This is a genomic window from Brevibacillus reuszeri (assembly GCF_002897295.1).
In the GTDB taxonomy this organism is placed as follows: Bacteria; Bacillota; Bacilli; order Brevibacillales; family Brevibacillaceae; genus Brevibacillus; species Brevibacillus reuszeri_A.
In genome coordinates this window covers 113,045-131,637 of sequence record NZ_BEXF01000004.1, presented here as the reverse complement: position 1 = coordinate 131,637, position 18,593 = coordinate 113,045, and the positions used below count along the sequence as shown (strand labels likewise).

The following is an 18,593-nucleotide window of genomic DNA, read 5'->3' as shown; positions in this document are numbered from 1 at the left end:
AGTATGCCCGGATTGGAAAAAAGTAACACATCCCTCGTTATTCATAGCGGAGCGCATCAATTGGCTTTAGCTGTGCCGCTTTTCGCGCTGGATATACACCAAAGATCACACCTACCAGCGATGACGTCAAAAATGCATACATGATCGGTGACAAGCTGATCGAGGTAGCCATGCCCCCCAGCTTGCTGATGACGAGAGCTGCACCTACTCCGAATAATATCCCCACAACCCCGCCGATCAGACTAAGCGTAACAGCCTCAATCAAAAACTGCCGAAGAATATCGCTTCGTTTTGCCCCGATCGCTTTGCGAATCCCAATCTCCCGTGTACGCTCTGTAACGGACACGAGCATGATGTTCATGACTCCGATTCCACCTACTATCAGTGAGATCGCAGCGATCCCTGAAAGCAGTGCGGTCATCGAGCTGGAAACCTGTTGCGCCGTGCTCAGGATATCTGATTGAGAGGTGATCCGAAAATCATCTGCCGCTGTTGGTCTGAGATTATGCTGCGCGCGGATAGTAGACGCGATATCCAGCTTGGCTTGGTCCATCTGGTCAGATGAGGTGGCGGAAACATAAATCGTTCCGACATTTTTCCCACCAGTCAAGCGGCTCATCGCAGTTGTAATCGGAATGAGAATGCGATCGTCATTGTTTGTCATGCCAGAGCTTCCTTGACTTTTTAGGACTCCGATAATGGTGAACGGAATTCGGTTGATCTGAACGGTTTGTCCAATCGGGCTCGTGCTTGAATTCGCAAACAGATTGTTCACCACTTCAGTACCAACTACAGCCACATTAAACTGCTGCTTTACCTCAAAGTTTGTAAAAAAGCGTCCCTGCGCTACCTCGACATTGCGCACATCAGGAAAGGCAGCCGTCGTGCCTTCCAGCGAGCTTGAATAGTTATTGCTGCCCCAAACGATCTGACCACGTCCATTCACGCTAGGGGCGACACCAGCTACCGACTCCTTTTGTGCAATGGCTTCTGCATCCGCCAGCGTCAAGGTGTTCAAGGAGCCAGCTCCCAAGCTCACTCGTCCTTGCGTCGCCTGTCCTGGCGCTACAATCAAGAGGTTACTGCCCAGCCCGTTGATCTGGGAAGCAACGCTAGAGGACGTTCCTTCCCCAATCGCTACCATGGCGATAACCGCTGCGACCCCGATAATGATTCCCAGCATCGTGAGTATGGAGCGCAGACCGTTTGCTTTTATACTTCGAAATGAAATGCGTACACATTCCAGAAAGCTCATCGTCTCACTTCCTCTGACAACACTCTTCTACGCTCTGCCACCAGTTCATTCGCGATAATCTGACCATCACGAAAACGGACGATCCGTTTGGCGTATTCCGCGATATCCGGCTCATGCGTAACCAGAATGACGGTTTTTCCTGCATCGTTTAGCTGCTGGAAAATCCCCATGATCTCTTCGCTCGTTTTAGTGTCCAAGGCTCCTGTCGGCTCATCCGCAAGTAGAATGACCGGATCATTCACCAGAGCGCGTGCAATGGAAACACGCTGCTGCTGCCCCCCCGACAGCTCGTTCGGTTTATTGTTCAACCGCTCGGCCAGACCGACACTGATAAGTGCCTGGACCGCCCGCTGTCTACGCTCCTTTGCCGAGACGCCACCATAAAGCAAGGGAAGCTCAACATTTTCAACCGCTGTCGTTCGCGGGAGCAAATTGAAATTTTGAAACACGAATCCGATTTTTTGATTGCGGATTTCCGCCAGCTCATCATCATGTGCTTCTGATACAGGAAAGCCATCTAAGTAAAACTCACCAGAGGTAGGCTTATCCAGGCAGCCAATCACATTCATCATCGACGATTTGCCAGAGCCCGAGGGACCCATGATCGCAACGAAGTCCCCTTCCTCGATCGTGAGGCTTACTCCGCGCAGCGCCTGGATTTCCTGATCACCGATCTGATACTGTTTTTTCAACGATTCGATTTGAATAACGGGTTTCATCTCATCATCGTCCTCTCATTTGGACGACGCCTCCGCCACCGAAGCCTCCACCGCCTCCAAAACCGCCCATACCTGGCATACCACCCGTGCGGCCAGAGTTTTGGTTTGAGCTAGACGTCGCTGTATTCATGAGGATGGCAATACGATCACCTTCTTGTAAACCTTCGGTGATTTCTACCTTGTCAGAAGCGAAGTAACCAATCTTGACCGGTTGGAAACGATACGGCAAGTTTGCTCTGCCTTCACTCGCTCCTGCTCTTGCTCCTTCCCGATTTTTCCCGCGCTGCTGCTGCGCATCGCTTGCTGCCGGCTCTGTTGCCTGTGCTGCACCATCAGTATTGCCCGCCAGCAAATAAACCCCATCTTGGCCATTACGCGTTTGCAGGGCTTGAGCAGGAACAAGCAGTACATTTTGGTGTGTGCCAATCTCTATCGTAACGTTCATCGTCATCCCAATTTTTAGCATACTGTCCTTGTTTGCTACAGAAAGCAGCACGTCATACGTCGTAACACCGGAAGTTGTTTTCGCCTCTGGGTAGACGAGCTTCACCTTCCCGCTGAAGTTCTGATCGGTATAGGAGCTTGTCGTGAACGAAACATCCAAGCCTTCCTTTACTTTACCGATATCGCTTTGGCTGATTTCCGCCAATACTTCCAGGTCACCGGAATTTGAGTTGTCCATGATGATGAAGTCATTCGCAGGAATTTCTCCCACATTTCCATTCAGCTGCACAATCACACCATCCATCGGTGCTTTCAGCGTCACGGCTTTCAACGCTTTTTGCGCTTGCTGAAGCTGTGCTTTTGCCTGTTCCACGGCAGCTTTGGCAGCGAGAACCGTAGCAGCTTCTGGACCTTCGTTCGCATCGCTTAATGCCTCCAGCGCAGTTTGGTATGCTGCCTGGGCTTGCTCTACTTTTGCCGACGACTGACCTTTTGTCTGACCAGCCGTTAGCACCGCGGTATTATAGTCCCTCTGTGCCTGATCGAGCGCGTTTTGTGCACTGTCATATTCAGTTTTGGAAATCGCTCCTGCCTCAAACAACGCCTTTTGTGAGGCGAAGGTTTTTTGCGCGGTTTCCAAATTCGCTTTCGCCTTCGCTTCGTCATTGGCTGCTTTTTGGGTATCAATGCTCTGTTTTGCCACGTCCAGCTCGGCTTTCGCCTGATTAACGTTTGCTTGCAGGGTGCTGATTTCCGCAGCCGATTTGCGCTTTTGGGCATCCTCCAGCTTGGCCTGTGCGGAGAGCAGGTTCGCCTCTGCATTTGTTACCTGGATTTTGGCTACCGAGTCATCCATCATAGCCAGTACCTGACCTGCTTTTACATGATCGCCTATTTTCACCTCAATGGATGAGATCGCATCCTTGGCGTCTTCTGCGTCAGAAAAGGAAAGGGAGGTTCGCTTGGACGCTTGAACAGTACCCGACGCCAGCACTGTTTCCGAGATGTCTCCCCGTTTTACCGTTTCCGTCAGAAAAGCAGCCTGTGCGCTTTGCGGGGTCATCAAGGTCTTATATCCAAACACGCCACCCCCGCCAACCAGAACAACAGCCAGGCATGCCAAAATGATTTTCTTTTTTTTGCTTTTTGATTTTGAAAGAAATGATTGCTTCTTTTCTGTTTCCGCCACAAAAAGACCCTCCTACCCTCTGCGGTTGTACGTGCCCGCAACTGATGGGATCAATATACGGAACGAATACGTCAGGGAAAAGTCAGATTGTCCCGTATAAAAAAGAAAAAACGACCTTGCCCAATCGCAAGGTCGCTTGCCAATCCACAATCATTATTTCCGCAAGATCAAAGTAAATGCACTGCCCTGCGGCGAGCTCGTTGTGAGCACGAGATTACCGCCCATCGCCTGTGCAATCATCCGACTAAAGGACAAGCCCAGCCCGAGCCCCCGCACGAGTTGTTTTTTCTCCTCACCACGGTAAAACCGGTCGAAAATAAGGGACTGCTCCTCCACAGGAATTCCCTTGCCATTATCCTTAACTTCAATCATGATTTCCTGCTGGGTCTCGGACAAAGTAACCTCGATCCTACCTTCTCCTGGTATCGCCTGGGCCGCATTATTTAACAGGTTGTAGACGATTTGCTGAATGCGCAGCGGGTCCGTAGTGATCGTAATCTCATTTGGCGGCTTATTGACGCAAAGCTCCAGCCGCTCCTCTTCCTGTCCGATCCGCCATTGATGCGTAATTTCCTGAACCAAATCATTCAGATTTTGACTCTCCCGCTGGATGCGAATATCTCCTACGGCGAACGTATTGAAATCGAGCAAATCCTCTACCATTTTTTGCAGGCGGGTCGTCTCTTTTGTACAAATATCCAAAAACTCTTTCGCTTCATCGCCAGTAACAATGTCGTCCTTAACTGCCTGGACGAGGCCACTAATCGAGGTGACCGGTGTCTTCAGCTCATGCGTCACGCCTGCAAGCAGCTCCGTGCGCATCAACTCCAGCTGCTTCAATCGATCAGCCATTTCCTTAAAAGAGTGGACCAGCTCATAAATTTCATCTTCCCGACTGTTTTTATCGAGATGAATCTCATAATTGCCCATGACAATTTGCTTGGCTGCGTCCGCTACATCCTTGATCGGCTGTGCCAGCTTTTTGGTCAGCAAATAAATCACCAGCCATCCGAGCAGTCCGAGGCCACCCAGCATAATAAACAGCAGCTCGAATTCTGTACTGCTTCTCGTTATGTCCTTTTTATGCGTAAACAGGACCACCCAACCGACATGCTTCTGGTTGACCTGTATGCTTCTTTTCACATAGAGCAGTTCATCCCCACGCTCGAGCTTGACCTGTGTCGTATTGTCATTTGCCTCTACCACTTGCTCGGCCATTCTCGTCAGCTCTCCTGAAAACGGACCGGGAGCATTGAAGAGGGGGCGTTTCTCCTCATTGAGAATGAGAAAGAAAGGCTTGATATTCAGCCGCAGTGATTCCTGGCGCCTGTCCAGAATACGAAACAAGAACGGGTCTGTCTTCAGCTTTCCATCTGCGTCAACGACTCGATCGGAAATCTCTGCTGCCATCAAGCGCATAATATCCAGCCGCTTCTGGGTTTCACTGTAGGTAATCCACAAACTGGAAAGAACTCCGATGACGAGCAAACCGATACAAAGCGTAATGACGTAGCGCGTTGTCCAATACCGAAAAAGCGAGGTGCGTCCTTGTTTACTCATACACACACAACTTGTATCCCAAACCTCTAAAGGTTTTTATTTCGCCTTCGGTAACGGGCCAGTTTTCCAACGATCTTCTGATGCGTTTGATTGACAGGTCCACGGCTCGATCACTCCCCTCATAATCCAGGCCCCATACTTGCTCAATAAGCTGCTCACGGGTAAAGGTCTGATTCTTATACTGAGCAAGAAACAGAAACAGTGAGAGGTCTTTTGGAGTAAACGTGAGCTCGACTCCGTGCAGGGTGACCGAATACGCTTTGAAATCGATCTTGAGGCTGCCAAACTGCTTTATCCGATCACCCTCGATAATTTGTGTAGATCGGCGCAGCACGGCCTGAACACGTGCCACCACCTCGTCAGCTATAAAAGGCTTGGTTATGTAATCATCTGCTCCCTGGCCGAGACCAGCCAGCTTATTTTCAATCTGACCAAGTGCGGTCAGCATGATAACGGGGCAAGAGCTTTTCGCTCGTATGTATTCTAAAATGCTCCATCCACTCCGCCCAGGCAGCATTACGTCTAACAGGACGAGAGCCGGGTTGACCGAGTCAAATTTACGCTCTGCCTCATCTCCGGTAAATGCTTGTTCCACTTGAAACTGATGCTTCTCCAAATACGCTTTCAATACACGGGAGATGGGTAACTCGTCTTCCACAATCAGGATGTTTTTCATTCCCGGTTCCCTCCTCTTTCGCTAGGACAGACTCTTACCTAAGAGTAAATCAGGAATATGTCAAGCGGAAGTCTGGAATGACTCTATCTTTCCTATTAAAATGAAAAAGAGTCTACGTAGAAGATCAGGAGGTTTCAAAGATGAATCGCTTGACCGAGGAAGAAAAAAACGGGCTGTACAAGGCCATAAGCAATCGCAGAGATATACGCACGTTTCGCAAAGAGCCGGTCCCACCCGAAAAATTAGCAATGATTCTCGCTGCCGCCCATCACGCACCTTCTGTCGGGTTTATGCAGCCATGGAATTTTATTCTCGTCCAAGACGATGCGCTGAAGCAGGAGCTGGCGGATTGTGCGGATAAAGAGCGCCGTGCACTGGCTATTCATTATGAAGGAACAGGAAGAGAATCGACCTTTCTCGATTTGAAAATTCAGGGGATCAAGGAAGCTCCCGTCACGATCTGCGTCACCTGTGATCCAACTCGCGGCGGTGACCATGTTCTGGGACGCAACTCCATCCCGGAGACCGATATCATGTCTGTCAGCTGTGCGATTCAAAACATGTGGCTCGCTGCTTACGCAGAGGACTTGGCGATGGGCTGGGTCAGCTTTTATAAAAAAGCGGATGTTCGCCGTATTTTGGATATTCCGCCACATATTGATCCAGTCGCACTGTTGTCTATTGGCTATACGGACCACTACCCGGATCGACCGCTACTGGAGCTGCATAAATGGAGGGAACGAGAAGCTTTGCAGGAGTTGATTTACCGGGATCGTTGGGGTGTCAAGCCTCCCGGCAAAAAGTAGCTGCACAAAAAAAGGGTTGCCCACTTGTTTGAGCAACCTAGATGCAATGGAGGGGTAGTACGTGAATAAAACAGTACCCTCCAGACGTGATAGTTTCCGTATAGGTTTCAAAAAATAGCTTACTCACGAACATTGAACTAGCAAAATGGGAACGTTCACCCAGGCTGAGGGTAGATGGTACAAGCCAAAGCAGACTTGATTTGGGTCTATGTGCGGGGGCGAGTCCTGTTCGTAGGCATAGCCTGCAGGGGATCTTCCGGCCAATAATGCTTCGGATATCGTCCCTTCAAGTCTTTCTTTACCTCAAAGTATGTGTTTTTCCAAAAGCTCTGCAAATCTTGTGTCACCTGCACGGGGCGATGGGCCGGTGACAATAAATGAAGGGTCAGTGGCACCCGCCCTCGTCCTACCCTTGGCGTATCCTGCCAGCCGAACAGCTCCTGCAATCGGACGGAAAGAACGGGCGCTTCGGGATTGCTGTAATCGACAGGTACACGCGAGCCGCTCGGTACGACGATATGTGTAGGTGCGCTCACGTCCAGCTCCCGTCGCTGCTCCCAGCTAAGCATTTCTTCGAGAATCGACGACAAAGACAAGTGCTGCAGCTCCGCCAGCTTTTTACAACCATACAGATGCGGCCCCAGCCAGTCTGCAAGCGAGCCAATCAATGCCTGTTCTGATACATCTGGCCAATTTGCATCAAGCATGTGCATGAAAAGCAGTCGTTCCTGGAATGACCGCGCATGACGATTCCAAGGCAGTATGTTCAGTCCCTCTTCGGCAATTCCACCGAGCAATGCGGTGAGCACTGCCTCTGGATCATGAGCTGCTTCTGGCGCTTCTTGAATCGTCAACGCCCCCAAACGCCTGCGGGCCCTCGTACGAACAGATTGGGATGACCGCTCCCACCATACCTTCACTTCCTCCTGTATCTCATCTGCAAAGTCCCTCTCCAGATCGCTTTCATCGAGTCGTGCTGCCAGTGTGATACGACTATCCACGCCTTGGTCGTCGAGCATGGCTGCTACGACGTACTTTTCATAGGCGAGTGGCTGATTGATCATAAATGCGGCACCTCGTCCATTGCGGAGCAAGTATCGCCCATCCCCTCTGCGCTGGGCGATGCGATCAGGATAGGCGTAAGCAAGCAGCCTTCCTGTTGCTGCTATGTCTGTTGCCTCAGCATTTTCAAGCTCACTCCACTGCCGCTTTAGTTGAGCCGCTTCTTCCCAAATCCGCCGGACCGCACCTTCATCAACCTGTAGCTCGCCAAGATGCGCTCGCTCTAATTTCTTGTGGCGACTGATCATTCTGAGCAGCTCGACGCGCACCTGCAAGTCTGCATCCTGGCTCGCCCCCCTTCCTCGGATGATATCTCGCTCGTTTATGAGCACAGCAAGCTCACAGGCAAGCGAGCGAAGCCCCAGCTCCTCCGCTTTGCAGATCATGTGTCCCAGTCTTGGATGAAGTCCCATTTCTGCCAGCTGTCTGCCATGCTGAGTAATCCGGTTGCTCTCGTCCATCGCACCGAGCTGAATCAGCAGGTCGCTGGCCTGTGCCATCGCTGCCTTTGGAGGCGAATCCAGCCACGACAACTCGTCTGCATCCGTGACTCCCCACGCAGAAAGCTCCAGTGCTAGCGGCGCTAAATCAGCTTCTTTGATTTCTGGTGGCTGATGCGCCGCGAGCATTCTGTCCTCCGACTCTGTCCACATCCGGTAGCAGATGCCGGGCGCAAGTCGTCCCGCACGGCCTCGTCGCTGATCAGCCGATGCTTTGGATACTTGGATCGTCTCCAGTCGTGTCATGCCTGTCCGCGGGGAGAACCTGGGCACGCGCATAAAGCCGCTATCAATTACAATGCGCACGCCCTCTACCGTTAAGCTTGTTTCAGCAATCGAGGTCGACAATACAATTTTTCTCTCTCCAGGCTTTCCTCGACTGATCGCTCTATCTTGTGCTTCCTGCGGAAGTGCTCCATACAATGGGGCAATTTGTACACTGGGACTTATACCCGCCTCCCGGAGCAAGGCTTCTACCCTGCGAATCTCTCTAGCACCTGGTAAAAATACGAGCATATCTCCAGCTTCAGCCACCAGGGCCTGTTGTATCACCCGCGCTATTTCCGGCTCCATGCGACCGTCCAGTGGCCGAGACAAAAATCGTGTCTCTACCGGATAATGACGTCCTTCACTCTTAATGACGGGAGCATCGCCGAGGAGCGCCGCTACCGGCTCTGCATCCAGCGTCGCTGACATGACCAGAATCCGTACGTCTTCACAAAACAGGCTGCGTGCCTGCAAGCTGAGGGCAAGTCCCAAATCTGCGTGAAGATTCCGCTCATGAAATTCATCGAAAATGATGAGCCCCACATCCTCTAGTGCCGGGTCAGCCTGGAGCATACGGGTAAGCACTCCTTCTGTAATGACCTCAATGCGAGTTTGCGGCCCGACCTTTGCATCCATTTTGACGCGATAGCCTACCGTCTCTCCTACCTTTTCACCCAGCAAAGCCGCCATGTAGCCGGCGGAGGCACGTGCTGCCAAACGACGCGGTGTCAGCATCAATATTCGCCTTCCTGCTAGCCACGGCTCGTCGATGAGCGCCAGTGGCACTCTGGTCGTTTTTCCTGCGCCAGGTGCGGCGACGAGGACGGCACTTGTTTGTTTCTGTAATACTGCCTTTACTTGCGGTAGAACCTGATCGATTGGCAGCTGTTTCATTTTTTCACCTCTCGCTTGCGTAACCTCATTTGTTCATCATACACACAATTGACCTCATTCAAAAAGCACTTCAAAAAATGACTGAATAATCATTCAATAGTATAATCAATTTGTTGCCCGGAACTAGAAGGAGGTGTCCAATGTGCTCCGCATTCACCAGCATGAAGCTGTCACCTGCGCAGAAGGAATCGTGCAAAAAGCAGGCCGTGATTCTTCGATTTATGTATTTATTACCGATGGAATGATGATCGACACGGGTCCCCAGATTATCGCGGACGACCTGATTCCTTTTCATCAGGAAGCGTCCTTTGATTCTGTCGTACTCACTCACAGCCACGAAGACCATGTAGGAACCGCAGGTTGGATTGAACAGCACACACAGGTACCTATTTACATTCACGAAAACGGCCTAGACAACTGCACTGCAAAAGCACGCTATCCCAAATACCGCCAGCTCACGTGGGGTATTCGCGAGCCATTTACAGCTTTGCCGATACGAGCTACTCATCATTCCCGTACCCTTGACTGGAAGGTGCTTTATACACCGGGCCATGCTCACGACCACATTGCCCTCATACACGAGGGAACCGGACGCTTGTTCTCGGGCGATTTATTTTTAGGAATCAAGACAAAAGTGATTTTGCAGGAGGAATCCATCCCGCTTCAGATCGAATCCATCCGGCTTGTTCTTTCCCATGACTTCGGAGCCATGTATTGCGCACATGCTGGATACATCGCAGATGGACGCACTGTATTGCAACAAAAGCTAGACTATCTGGAAAATTTGTCGGGGGAGATTTGTCGTCTCCACTCCCTAGGGCTTGCGGAAAACGAAATCCAAGCACGCCTGTTTACAGCAAATCTACCGATCGTCGAAATATCCGAAGGGGAGTTTGATTCACTTCACATCGTTCGCTCTGTGCTTGCAGACAAGCGAAAAGAAGAGAAAAGCTGCTAGGGGCATGTCAGTCGAAGCTGCTTACAAAACGAAGAGACCGACTGATTTGTCGGTCTCTATTCTTTATCAATCGGATTGGACATCTGGTCATCGTACAAATCGAAAATCACTTTCCCATTGGAGTTTTTCACCGCATAGTTCACCTGATCAAGACGCAATCCTTTTTTGTTCAAAAGGCCCATCAGCCAATCGAGTTGGAGCTGATTCTGTTTTAAATTATGGTGAATGATCTTGCCGTCCATGATTAACTCGATGGGAAACCATTGTCGTTTATTATATTTTAGCTTGAGATCCTTACGTGTGACAGGAAGGTATTCCGCCTTGCGTAAAATAGACAATTCACCGTTCAGCTCCAGCACCGCGAACTGGACTTCTTCAATGTTGTAAATGTTTCTTTCCCGTAACTCCTGATTCAGCGTATCTAGGGAAAACTTTAGCTTTCGCATGTTATCTTCCAATATTTTTCCGTTTTGAATAATAATTGTTGGCTGTCCGGAGAACCATTTACGTAAATAGCGGTTTTTGAGGGACAAAATCATTAGCAAATAGGCAATCGCACTAAACGTAAGTAATGCCGCAATTAACTGTCCCATTTTAATTTGGAGGTTAAAAGCGAGGTTGGCCGTAAGCGCTCCCAACGTAATCGCTGCAACAAAATCATGATACGTCATTTGGGCGATTGTCTGCTTGCCCAGCAGCCTTGTAATGATCATCATAATGGTAAAAGCGAGAATTGCTCTTCCGATCGTTTCGATAATCGTGTCCATCATGCACCGCCGTATAGTCGATATGTTAGTCTCGCTATAGTTATATCCAGTATTTCACTCTCCAAATCAATGGTCGCAGCTGTATACAGACTTTTGCGGAAAAATCTTCTACAATAAATAGTAATCTCATACGTGGCAGGAGTGAAATCAATGGCGATCAAAAAAGTAGAGCACGTCGGTTTGATGGTAAAAGACCTGGATACTTCTATCGACTTTTATACCAAGGTGATCGGAATGGAGTGCTTGGGCAAGCTAGTGCATACCAATTCTGCCATTACCCTTGCTTTTCTCGGGTTCGCTGGCAGCAAGGAAACCGAGCTCGAATTAGTCCAGGGCTACAACGATTCACTTCCCGAAGAAGGCAAGGTCCATCATCTCGCTTTTGCCGTAGACAATCTGGAGGAAGAAATCGAGCGTCTCAAGGGGGTTGATGTAGTTTTCATTGACGCTGAAATTACGACTTTGCCGAACGGCTCACGTTACATATTCTTCAAGGGTCCTGATGGAGAATGGCTGGAGTTGTTCGAGAGCACACGCTAAATGCCTTTTAACAAGACAAAGACCATCCAGGCACTCAATTCCTAGGATGGTCTTGTTCTGTGGTAAAAAACGTCTCGACGTTTTTCATAAAAGTAGATGTGACCGCTTACTATTTTATTTATCCACGCTGATAAACGGAGTCGCTCCACCTGTCACGTTAGGCAATTTTCCATCCCATTTGCGGATAGCTTCCAGCTGTGCTTCGATTTGTCTGAGCTGGATCAGCTCCGGCGTTACTTCCTGCTTTTGCAAACGCAATGCTTCTGCTTGTGCTTGTGCTCTCGTAATTTCCTGTTCCTTTTCTATTTTGATCCGCTCCAGGTCCAGCTTGGATTTGAGCGCCTGCTGCTCGGCTACCTGCTTGGATTCGATGGCACGGTTGAATTCATCGCTAAATGTAAACTCGCGAATATTGATCTCATCCAAAATAATGTTATAAGTGGACAGCTTTTCGCGCAACACTTCTTTTACCTTGGCGCTTACTTCAGAACGCTTGGAAATGAGTTCTTCTGCTGTATATTGAGCAGTAACCGCTTTCAACGCTTCCGCTATGGCGGGGTCAACAATCCGGCTATTGTATTCCAATCCGACCTGCTGATACAGTTTATTTACATTTTCAGCATCCAGATGGTGGTTGACTGCGATCGTAGTCGATACGGTTTGCAGGTCACGCGACGCCGATGTCTGACTCATCTCTGACTTTTGTACACGGACCTCGATTGGTATTACGGTTTGAATAAACGGAATTTTGAAGTGCATGCCTTCTTGCATTACTTTTGGCTGTACGGCTCCCAGCTGCAACACGATTCCACTGTGTCCGGCCGATATAATCGTAAAGGATTGACTTCCGAGTAGTACCAATACCGCAAGAACCAGGATTGTCGCAATCAGCTTGCCCCCTGCTTGAAAGGGACTCATCTTTACTACATTGTTGTCGCTCATGTTCCGCCTCCCCTTTATATATATCATCATTTATGCATACGTTTCAGAAAACAATTAGTTTCAAAAACTTTCTGTATTCGCTGCTGCCTCTACTAACACCCTTCCCATCCGCTCTGCTTCGAGCCTGCACAGCTCAAACTCGACCTCGCCTGATACATGCGAAATAAGCTGGATGACTTCCTCGCACCCATGGCTGCAAATGAGAAACTGCTCCCATTTTACTTGGGCACGAGGTACTTTACGTGCATGAAATCCGCTTTGGAATCCTCCGATAGACATTATGGGCGCCTCCCTTATCCAAAAAACAAATCAACAATATCACGTGTGGCAGACGGGTCTCTTTTATACATCTCACTGTATCCACACGCGACACAACTAACCACATCAAACCGTTGGTACTGTAAATTTAACATCCGCGACAAAATTCCGCCCGTCGCCGACATTTCCGTTATCGTGGCCGAGGTGCAGCCGCATTTGAGGCAGCCTTTTCTGGCATTTGCCTCATCTCCTACTCGCGTTGTCTTTCTTGTACAGCTGCATTGGAAGCGATAGTCGAGCGGCTCACTACAAATTCCACATATATCCGCCATGGCTATATCCTCCCTTTTTTGGTTTTACGATAAGAAAGCTGAACAGCCACAGATGCAGATAAAGCAGAGACGCCACGACCTCAAAGCGGAAGTCTCCATTTGCAAACAGTGATGAGCCCGATTTTCCTCCTGACATGACGAACATAAACAGCATCATCGCAACCAATCCGGCCAAGCTATATGCAATCAAGCGGAATACATAATTGACAACAGAGTTAACCCAGCCAATTTTTGCAGTGATAAATTCGATCAAGATTGACAGTGGCACTCCTCCTAGCAAATATACAGGGGCTGCGTACATCAGATACACCATGACCAAGGAAGCATATGACCAATAATATGTATTTGCTTGTTGCTCATCCAGCGGGGTGTAATTCAACCAGGCTAGTCCCATACAAAAGATGATCGCTGAAAGCAGCGCGACCACAATTTTGCGAATCATAAACCTATCCACCTCTCATCCTATTTACCAAACTCCCCCATAATGATACCCTTTATTTGGCAGTGGGGAAAGAAAACTTCCCCTCATAGCTTGAAAAAAGCAGTGAAAATAGGCGACCTAAACGGGAAAAGGGGCTTTTCAAATGAGCGATCTGAAGTTGATTGATGCGTACAAAAGCAACTTGCAAGCATACTCATTAGAACAGCTAAGACATATCCCTGAGCGAGGAACCTGGTCTCTTGGTCAAATGTACAGCCACTTGATTCTCGTGGCGCTGGAGTACCTAGACAATGTGGAAGCTTGTGCAGAAGCCGTATCGGAGCAACCGCTAGGAAAAACGACCGCTGGTGAAAATTTATACGCGAGGGGCGGATTTTTGCCCATTAAAATCAAGCTTCCGGACTTGCCCGAAAATACCCCTAGCAATTCGGAAGAAAAAGAAGACCTATTTGCAGGTCTCGATCTCGTTCAGAAGAGAATGCGGGAATGGAAAGGAAAAGTAGACCTCGTAAATCCAAACCATAAAGCATTACATGGTGGCTTTGGATGGCTGAATGCGCGGGAGTGGTACGATCTTGTCGATATGCATTTTCGCCATCATCTGAACCAGAAGCAGGAATTAGAACAGAAACTGAGCTTATAACGTAAAAAACCGCGGGATATGAGCTCCGCGGTTTTCATTATAGAATCTGGATGAACGTCAGCTTTTTACAGGTACGTCGTTATCTAACGAAGCTGTACTGCTTACAGGAACGACTTTGGCTAACCGCTGAACGAGGACAAATCCGATCAGCATAAAGATGACAATCATCCCTACGACTCCGCTCCAGCCAAAGGAGGACCAGAATACGCCCCCCATCGTTCCTCCAATACTTGAGCCTGCATAGTAAAAGAACAGATAGAGCGAGGATGCCTGAGCTTTGTCGTGCAGAGCGCGACGCCCTACCCAGCCGCTCGCGATGGAATGGCTACCGAAAAAGCCAAATGTGAGGATCGGCAGTCCGAGTATTTTTATCCACAGCCATTCATGAAGTGTCAGACAAGCCCCGATGAGCGTCAACAAAAGAGAAATCATCAGTACTTTTTGCCGGCCGTATTTATCCGCCATTTTTGCCATCCACACGGAGCTGAACATCCCTACCAAAAACACGATGAAAATCCAGCCGACCAGTGTCTGGGAAAGCGAATAAGGCTCCCTCGTCAGCACATAGCCCATGTAGTTGTACATTGCGACATTGCTCCCCAAAATAAGAAAGCCGATTCCGAACAGGCATAGGAGGCCAGGGTCCTTCAGATGACTGCCCATCGATGCCATCAGCTTTTTGAATTCAGGTGTACGAGCATGAAAGTTTTGTGATTTTGGCAAGCAAAGCCAGAAAATGAGGCTTGCTACCAAGCTGATAAAGCTGATTGAGCCCATCGCCACATGCCAGTTGAACAGATCAGTAAGCGTGCCCGATATGATGCGTCCAGAGACCGCCCCAAGTGAATTTCCGCTTATGTAGAGCCCCATCGCGACACCAAGGCTTTTGGGCTCCATTTCCTCTCCCAAATATGCCATGGCAATAGACGGCAGGCCCCCTAAAGCAATTCCCTGAATGATGCGAAATAGTAATAATGATTCAAAAGTCGAGCTAAAAGCAGTCAAAATTGATAAAACGGATGCCACGAGCATGGAGCTTATCATGACGGGTTTTCGTCCCCACACCTCTGACACAGTCCCGAATAGCAGCATGCTGATCGCAAGTGAGATCGTCGTCATGGATAGTGACAAGCTTGCCATCGTGGGGGAGATGTGAAATTCTTTGGTGAATTCTGGCATGAGCGGCTGCGTGCTGTACAAAATCGCAAACGTATTAAACCCTGCTGCAAAAAAGGCTAGATTGGACTTCCGAAAAGCAACAGTTCCTTGCTCGATGTAGCCCATGATGATGAACCTCCCTGAATCCTTTCCGTCTCACCGTTATACTATCACCCCCAATTCATAATGTATAATTTATTGTAATCATGATTTTCATGCATACGAGTAATGATATATTCAGCTTTTCTGACACAGACTGGAGGGTTACTTGATGGAATGGCAGCAGCTTGAATACTTTCAAACCTTGGCACGGATTCAGCACGTCACTCGTGCCGCCGAGCATATGTCGCTCTCTCAGCCAGCACTAAGTCGATCCATCGCTCGACTGGAGGAGGAGCTGGGTGTTCAGCTGTTTGAGCGGCAAGGCAGAAACATCATGCTCAATCGCTATGGTCAGCTTTTTTTGAAACGGGTCAATCGCATTCTCAAGGAATTTAACGACGGGAAGCAAGAGCTGCATGATTTGGTCCATCCTGAGCACGGCGAGGTTGCCTTGGGCTTTCTGCACACGCTGGGAACCAATCTGATTCCTGATTTGATCGGGGCCTTTCGCCAGCTCTCCCCTTCCATCAGCTTCACGCTTTTACAAAATCACAGCTATTCGCTGCTAGAGCATTTGAGTGCTGGTGAGCTCGACCTCTGTCTGCTTGCGGAGCCTACTGAAACCAAGCTGCCGATCCACTGGACACCGTTGTGGACCGAGGAGCTTTTTGCCGTAGTCCCGCTCGGTCATCCATTGGCAGATCGGGAAAGCATTTTGCTTCAGGAAATCGCCAGCGAGTCTTTTATCTTTTTGAAAAAGGGCTATGCTCTTCGGCGTACAACCGATCAGTTGTTTCAGCAAATCGGGGTCACTCCGCAAATTACGTTTGAAGGTGAGGAGGCGGCTACGGTTTCGGGGCTTGTCGCAGCAGGTCTTGGGGTATCGCTTTTGCCTGACTTGCACGGGATTAACATGAGCAAAATTGTACAAATCCGCATTCGTGAGCCCAAATGTCAGCGGGTGATTGGGATGGCTCTCGTGCAGGGAGGGTATCTTTCTCCAGCTGCTGGACGGTTCAAGGAGTTTGTATTGAACCATTTTTCGGAATCGCAGTAGTACTTGCTGTAGTGAAAGAGAGGAAAACGGAGAAAAAGCTCCAGGTTCCGCCTGAGCTGTGCCCCAAAGACCTTCGCTTTTTCTCCGTTTTCCTCTCACTAGCGTTGTAATTTATCCGAAAGTCATTCAAAAAAATAGGGGAACCACTCTTCGTGGCTCCCCTTTGTGCAACATTATATGCTTCATTTTTTTACCCCAGCTGGTTGATCTATAGAACGGGGGCTACTTCGTATGAAACCCGGCTACAATCGATTTCAAATGCTCCGCTCGGGCACGAATCGTCTGTGCCATCTGGCTGACCTGCTGGGAGGCGGTGAGCTGCTCTGTTGCATGCGTGACAACCTGCTGGCTATGGGTCGATACGGTTTGTGCAGCGGAGGTGAGCTGCTGTACGGAAGCAGAGGTTTCCTGCGCGCCGGCGCTTACCTGCAAGGAGGTAGCCGATATTTCCTGCAGCTGTGCCGTAACCTCTTCGATCAGGATCATGATTCGTTCAAAGGCTTGTCCCGTTTGATTGGCTGAGTCTAGTCCAGATTCTACACCAATCACCATACCCTCCATCGCGCTGACTGCATTTTGCGAGCCGCTCTTGATCTCCGCTATCAATTGTTCGATCTGGGCAGCGGAATGCTGCGATTCCTCGGATAGCTTTCGTACTTCGTCAGCGACCACGGCAAATCCGCGTCCATGCTCGTTTGCCCGTGCTGCCTCAATCGCTGCGTTGAGCGCAAGCAACGAGGTTTGCTTGGATATTCCCGAAATGACGCTCAGGGCTTGGACGATCTGCTGTGATTTCTCTCCCAGGTTTCGTATCGTGACAGCTGTTTCTTTTACTCTTTCATCCATAAATCGGATTTGCTCCACGACGGCTCGCAGCAAGCCATCCCCTTGCTGAGCTTTTCCTGTCATCACGGAGGACGCATCTGCGATTGCTGTCGTCCTGTCCGCAATTACCTGCACGCCCGTACTCACCTGCACGACAACAGCCGCCACCTCCTCTGTGCTGCACAGCTGCTCTGCCGACAGGGCCGAGACTTCATGCATCGAGGTCCTGGCGCCTGTCGATGCTGCATGGGACTGTGTGGCACTTTGCTGCAAGCGCTCAGCTGATTGAAGCAGCTCGTCGACACTCTCCTGTGTTGTATGGACGATCTCCTGTACCTTTTCGATAAACAGATTAAAGGAAGTGATGAGCGTACCGATCTCTCCGGATGCCTTCACCTGAATACGCTCGGACAAGTCCGACTCGCCAGTCGCTGTTTTCTCGGCGAATGCTGTAATCCACTTGGTTACCTTTTGCACAGGCTGTGAAACGGTGCGCGCAATCCCGATTCCAAAGAGTACGGACAAGAGGCCCGCCCCTATAAGAATCGCAATCATGATCTTGTTCGCATCCCCACCGTTCTCCGCTGTTTGGCGGTAGTTCTCGAATGCCTCGGTTTCCTTAACTGTCATCAGCTCCTGGAAGCCGTTGTTGATTTTCTGCAGCAAGGGCGATAACGCTTGATACTGGCTCGCTGCAGCACTTCCCTCCTGGTGAAGCACCAGCTGAATCAGCTCGGAGCGCTTTGCCTGGTATTCCTTCAGCATGACCATCAGCTCATCCAGCTTTTGCTTTTCCGCAGGCTCCTTCACCTTCTCGGCGAACGAAGCAATCAGCTGGTTATTTTCACTGATTAGCGCCATCATTTCTCCGATAATGGCATTATGCTTGGCAGTGTCCGTTTCCAGCGTCAATTGATAGAAATGGGTTTCCAGCGTACGCAGATTCGTTCGCACCTTGCCAATTTCCAGAATCGGCACCAGATTGTCTTCATGCACGTGATGCATACTGTCATTTGCCTTGTCCAAATAGTAAAAGCCGGAGAACCAAATTCCCGTCATCGTGATCAGCAAGATGGCCAGCATGATCATGATTCGCGGAAAAATCCGCAATTGATAGAGCCTCTTCACAATTTTTCCTCCTGATGTATGACTAAACAAGTGAGCGAAAAAAACGGATGGGGAGCAATCTCCCCCATC

The 18,593-nt window shown here is 49.5% G+C and carries 18 protein-coding genes; 5 read left to right on the top strand and 13 right to left on the bottom strand.

Annotated elements, in window-relative coordinates; all coding sequences use genetic code 11:
- Nucleotides 1-37: 37 nt before the first annotated feature.
- The 5 genes from C3B52_RS08260 to C3B52_RS08240 all read right to left on the bottom strand — a co-directional run bounded on the left by C3B52_RS08260 (nucleotide 38) and on the right by C3B52_RS08240 (nucleotide 5,843).
- Nucleotides 38-1,255, bottom strand: coding sequence for an ABC transporter permease (locus C3B52_RS08260; RefSeq protein WP_103105606.1), 1,218 nt, complete (start codon nucleotides 1,253-1,255; stop codon nucleotides 38-40).
- Nucleotides 1,252-1,974 carry an ABC transporter ATP-binding protein gene (locus C3B52_RS08255; protein ID WP_103105605.1) on the bottom strand — a complete coding sequence of 241 codons (723 nt, stop codon included), beginning with the start codon at nucleotides 1,972-1,974 and terminating at the stop codon, nucleotides 1,252-1,254. Before C3B52_RS08255 ends, C3B52_RS08260 begins: the two co-directional genes overlap by 4 nt.
- A 4-nt stretch (nucleotides 1,975-1,978) precedes the next feature.
- A complete protein-coding gene (locus tag C3B52_RS08250; RefSeq protein ID WP_103105604.1) occupies nucleotides 1,979-3,607 on the bottom strand; it encodes an efflux RND transporter periplasmic adaptor subunit in 1,629 nt (542 codons plus the stop codon).
- A gap of 153 nt (nucleotides 3,608-3,760) precedes the next feature.
- Entirely contained in the window at nucleotides 3,761-5,167 is a 1,407-nt protein-coding gene (locus C3B52_RS08245) for a HAMP domain-containing sensor histidine kinase (RefSeq protein ID WP_103105603.1), read from the bottom strand.
- Entirely contained in the window at nucleotides 5,160-5,843 is a 684-nt protein-coding gene (locus C3B52_RS08240; RefSeq protein ID WP_103105602.1) for a response regulator transcription factor, read from the bottom strand. Before C3B52_RS08240 ends, C3B52_RS08245 begins: the two co-directional genes overlap by 8 nt.
- A 140-nt stretch (nucleotides 5,844-5,983) precedes the next feature.
- Here C3B52_RS08240 and bluB point away from each other — a divergent pair, with 140 nt between their 5' ends.
- Entirely contained in the window at nucleotides 5,984-6,649 is a 666-nt protein-coding gene (gene bluB / locus C3B52_RS08235) for a 5,6-dimethylbenzimidazole synthase (protein ID WP_103105601.1), read from the top strand.
- 206 nt (nucleotides 6,650-6,855) lie between these two features.
- Here the strand turns inward: bluB and hrpB are convergent, their stop codons facing one another.
- A complete protein-coding gene (gene hrpB / locus C3B52_RS08230; RefSeq protein ID WP_103105600.1) occupies nucleotides 6,856-9,372 on the bottom strand; it encodes an ATP-dependent helicase HrpB in 2,517 nt (838 codons plus the stop codon).
- 142 nt (nucleotides 9,373-9,514) lie between these two features.
- Between hrpB and C3B52_RS08225 the strand changes: the two genes are divergently transcribed.
- Nucleotides 9,515-10,330 carry an MBL fold metallo-hydrolase gene (locus C3B52_RS08225; protein WP_103105599.1) on the top strand — a complete coding sequence of 272 codons (816 nt, stop codon included), beginning with the start codon at nucleotides 9,515-9,517 and terminating at the stop codon, nucleotides 10,328-10,330.
- Between the two features lie 56 nt (nucleotides 10,331-10,386).
- Here C3B52_RS08225 and C3B52_RS08220 read toward each other — a convergent pair whose 3' ends face one another.
- On the bottom strand, nucleotides 10,387-11,097 hold the full coding sequence (locus C3B52_RS08220) for a DUF421 domain-containing protein (protein ID WP_103105598.1): 711 nt from the start codon (nucleotides 11,095-11,097) through the stop codon (nucleotides 10,387-10,389).
- A gap of 150 nt (nucleotides 11,098-11,247) precedes the next feature.
- On the opposite strand from C3B52_RS08220, the gene C3B52_RS08215 reads away from it, so the two are divergent.
- On the top strand, nucleotides 11,248-11,637 hold the full coding sequence (locus C3B52_RS08215) for a VOC family protein (protein WP_103105597.1): 390 nt from the start codon (nucleotides 11,248-11,250) through the stop codon (nucleotides 11,635-11,637).
- Nucleotides 11,638-11,751: 114 nt separating this feature from the next.
- On the opposite strand, the gene C3B52_RS08210 is transcribed toward C3B52_RS08215, so the two are convergent.
- Genes C3B52_RS08210 through C3B52_RS08195 form a run of 4 tightly spaced genes read right to left on the bottom strand, consistent with a single transcriptional unit; the run spans nucleotide 11,752 to nucleotide 13,611 of the window.
- Nucleotides 11,752-12,579 carry a prohibitin family protein gene (locus C3B52_RS08210; protein ID WP_103105596.1) on the bottom strand — a complete coding sequence of 276 codons (828 nt, stop codon included), beginning with the start codon at nucleotides 12,577-12,579 and terminating at the stop codon, nucleotides 11,752-11,754.
- Nucleotides 12,580-12,639: 60 nt separating this feature from the next.
- Nucleotides 12,640-12,858: a hypothetical protein gene (locus C3B52_RS08205; RefSeq protein ID WP_103105595.1), complete on the bottom strand. Its 219-nt coding sequence runs from the start codon at nucleotides 12,856-12,858 to the stop codon at nucleotides 12,640-12,642.
- Nucleotides 12,859-12,872: 14 nt separating this feature from the next.
- Nucleotides 12,873-13,169, bottom strand: a complete 297-nt coding sequence (locus tag C3B52_RS08200) for a zinc ribbon domain-containing protein (RefSeq protein WP_103105594.1) — start codon at nucleotides 13,167-13,169, stop codon at nucleotides 12,873-12,875.
- Nucleotides 13,144-13,611, bottom strand: coding sequence for a hypothetical protein (locus tag C3B52_RS08195; RefSeq protein ID WP_103105593.1), 468 nt, complete (start codon nucleotides 13,609-13,611; stop codon nucleotides 13,144-13,146). Before C3B52_RS08195 ends, C3B52_RS08200 begins: the two co-directional genes overlap by 26 nt.
- 142 nt (nucleotides 13,612-13,753) lie before the next feature.
- On the opposite strand from C3B52_RS08195, the gene C3B52_RS08190 reads away from it, so the two are divergent.
- Entirely contained in the window at nucleotides 13,754-14,254 is a 501-nt protein-coding gene (locus C3B52_RS08190) for a DinB family protein (protein ID WP_103105592.1), read from the top strand.
- Between the two features lie 57 nt (nucleotides 14,255-14,311).
- Here C3B52_RS08190 and C3B52_RS08185 read toward each other — a convergent pair whose 3' ends face one another.
- Complete coding sequence (locus C3B52_RS08185; protein WP_103105591.1) at nucleotides 14,312-15,538, bottom strand: MFS transporter; 1,227 nt, start codon at nucleotides 15,536-15,538, stop codon at nucleotides 14,312-14,314.
- A 145-nt stretch (nucleotides 15,539-15,683) separates the two neighbouring features.
- Here C3B52_RS08185 and C3B52_RS08180 point away from each other — a divergent pair, with 145 nt between their 5' ends.
- A complete protein-coding gene (locus C3B52_RS08180; protein ID WP_103105590.1) occupies nucleotides 15,684-16,571 on the top strand; it encodes a LysR family transcriptional regulator in 888 nt (295 codons plus the stop codon).
- 222 nt (nucleotides 16,572-16,793) lie between these two features.
- Here the strand turns inward: C3B52_RS08180 and C3B52_RS08175 are convergent, their stop codons facing one another.
- Nucleotides 16,794-18,524, bottom strand: a complete 1,731-nt coding sequence (locus C3B52_RS08175) for a methyl-accepting chemotaxis protein (RefSeq protein WP_103105589.1) — start codon at nucleotides 18,522-18,524, stop codon at nucleotides 16,794-16,796.
- Nucleotides 18,525-18,593 lie beyond the last annotated feature (69 nt).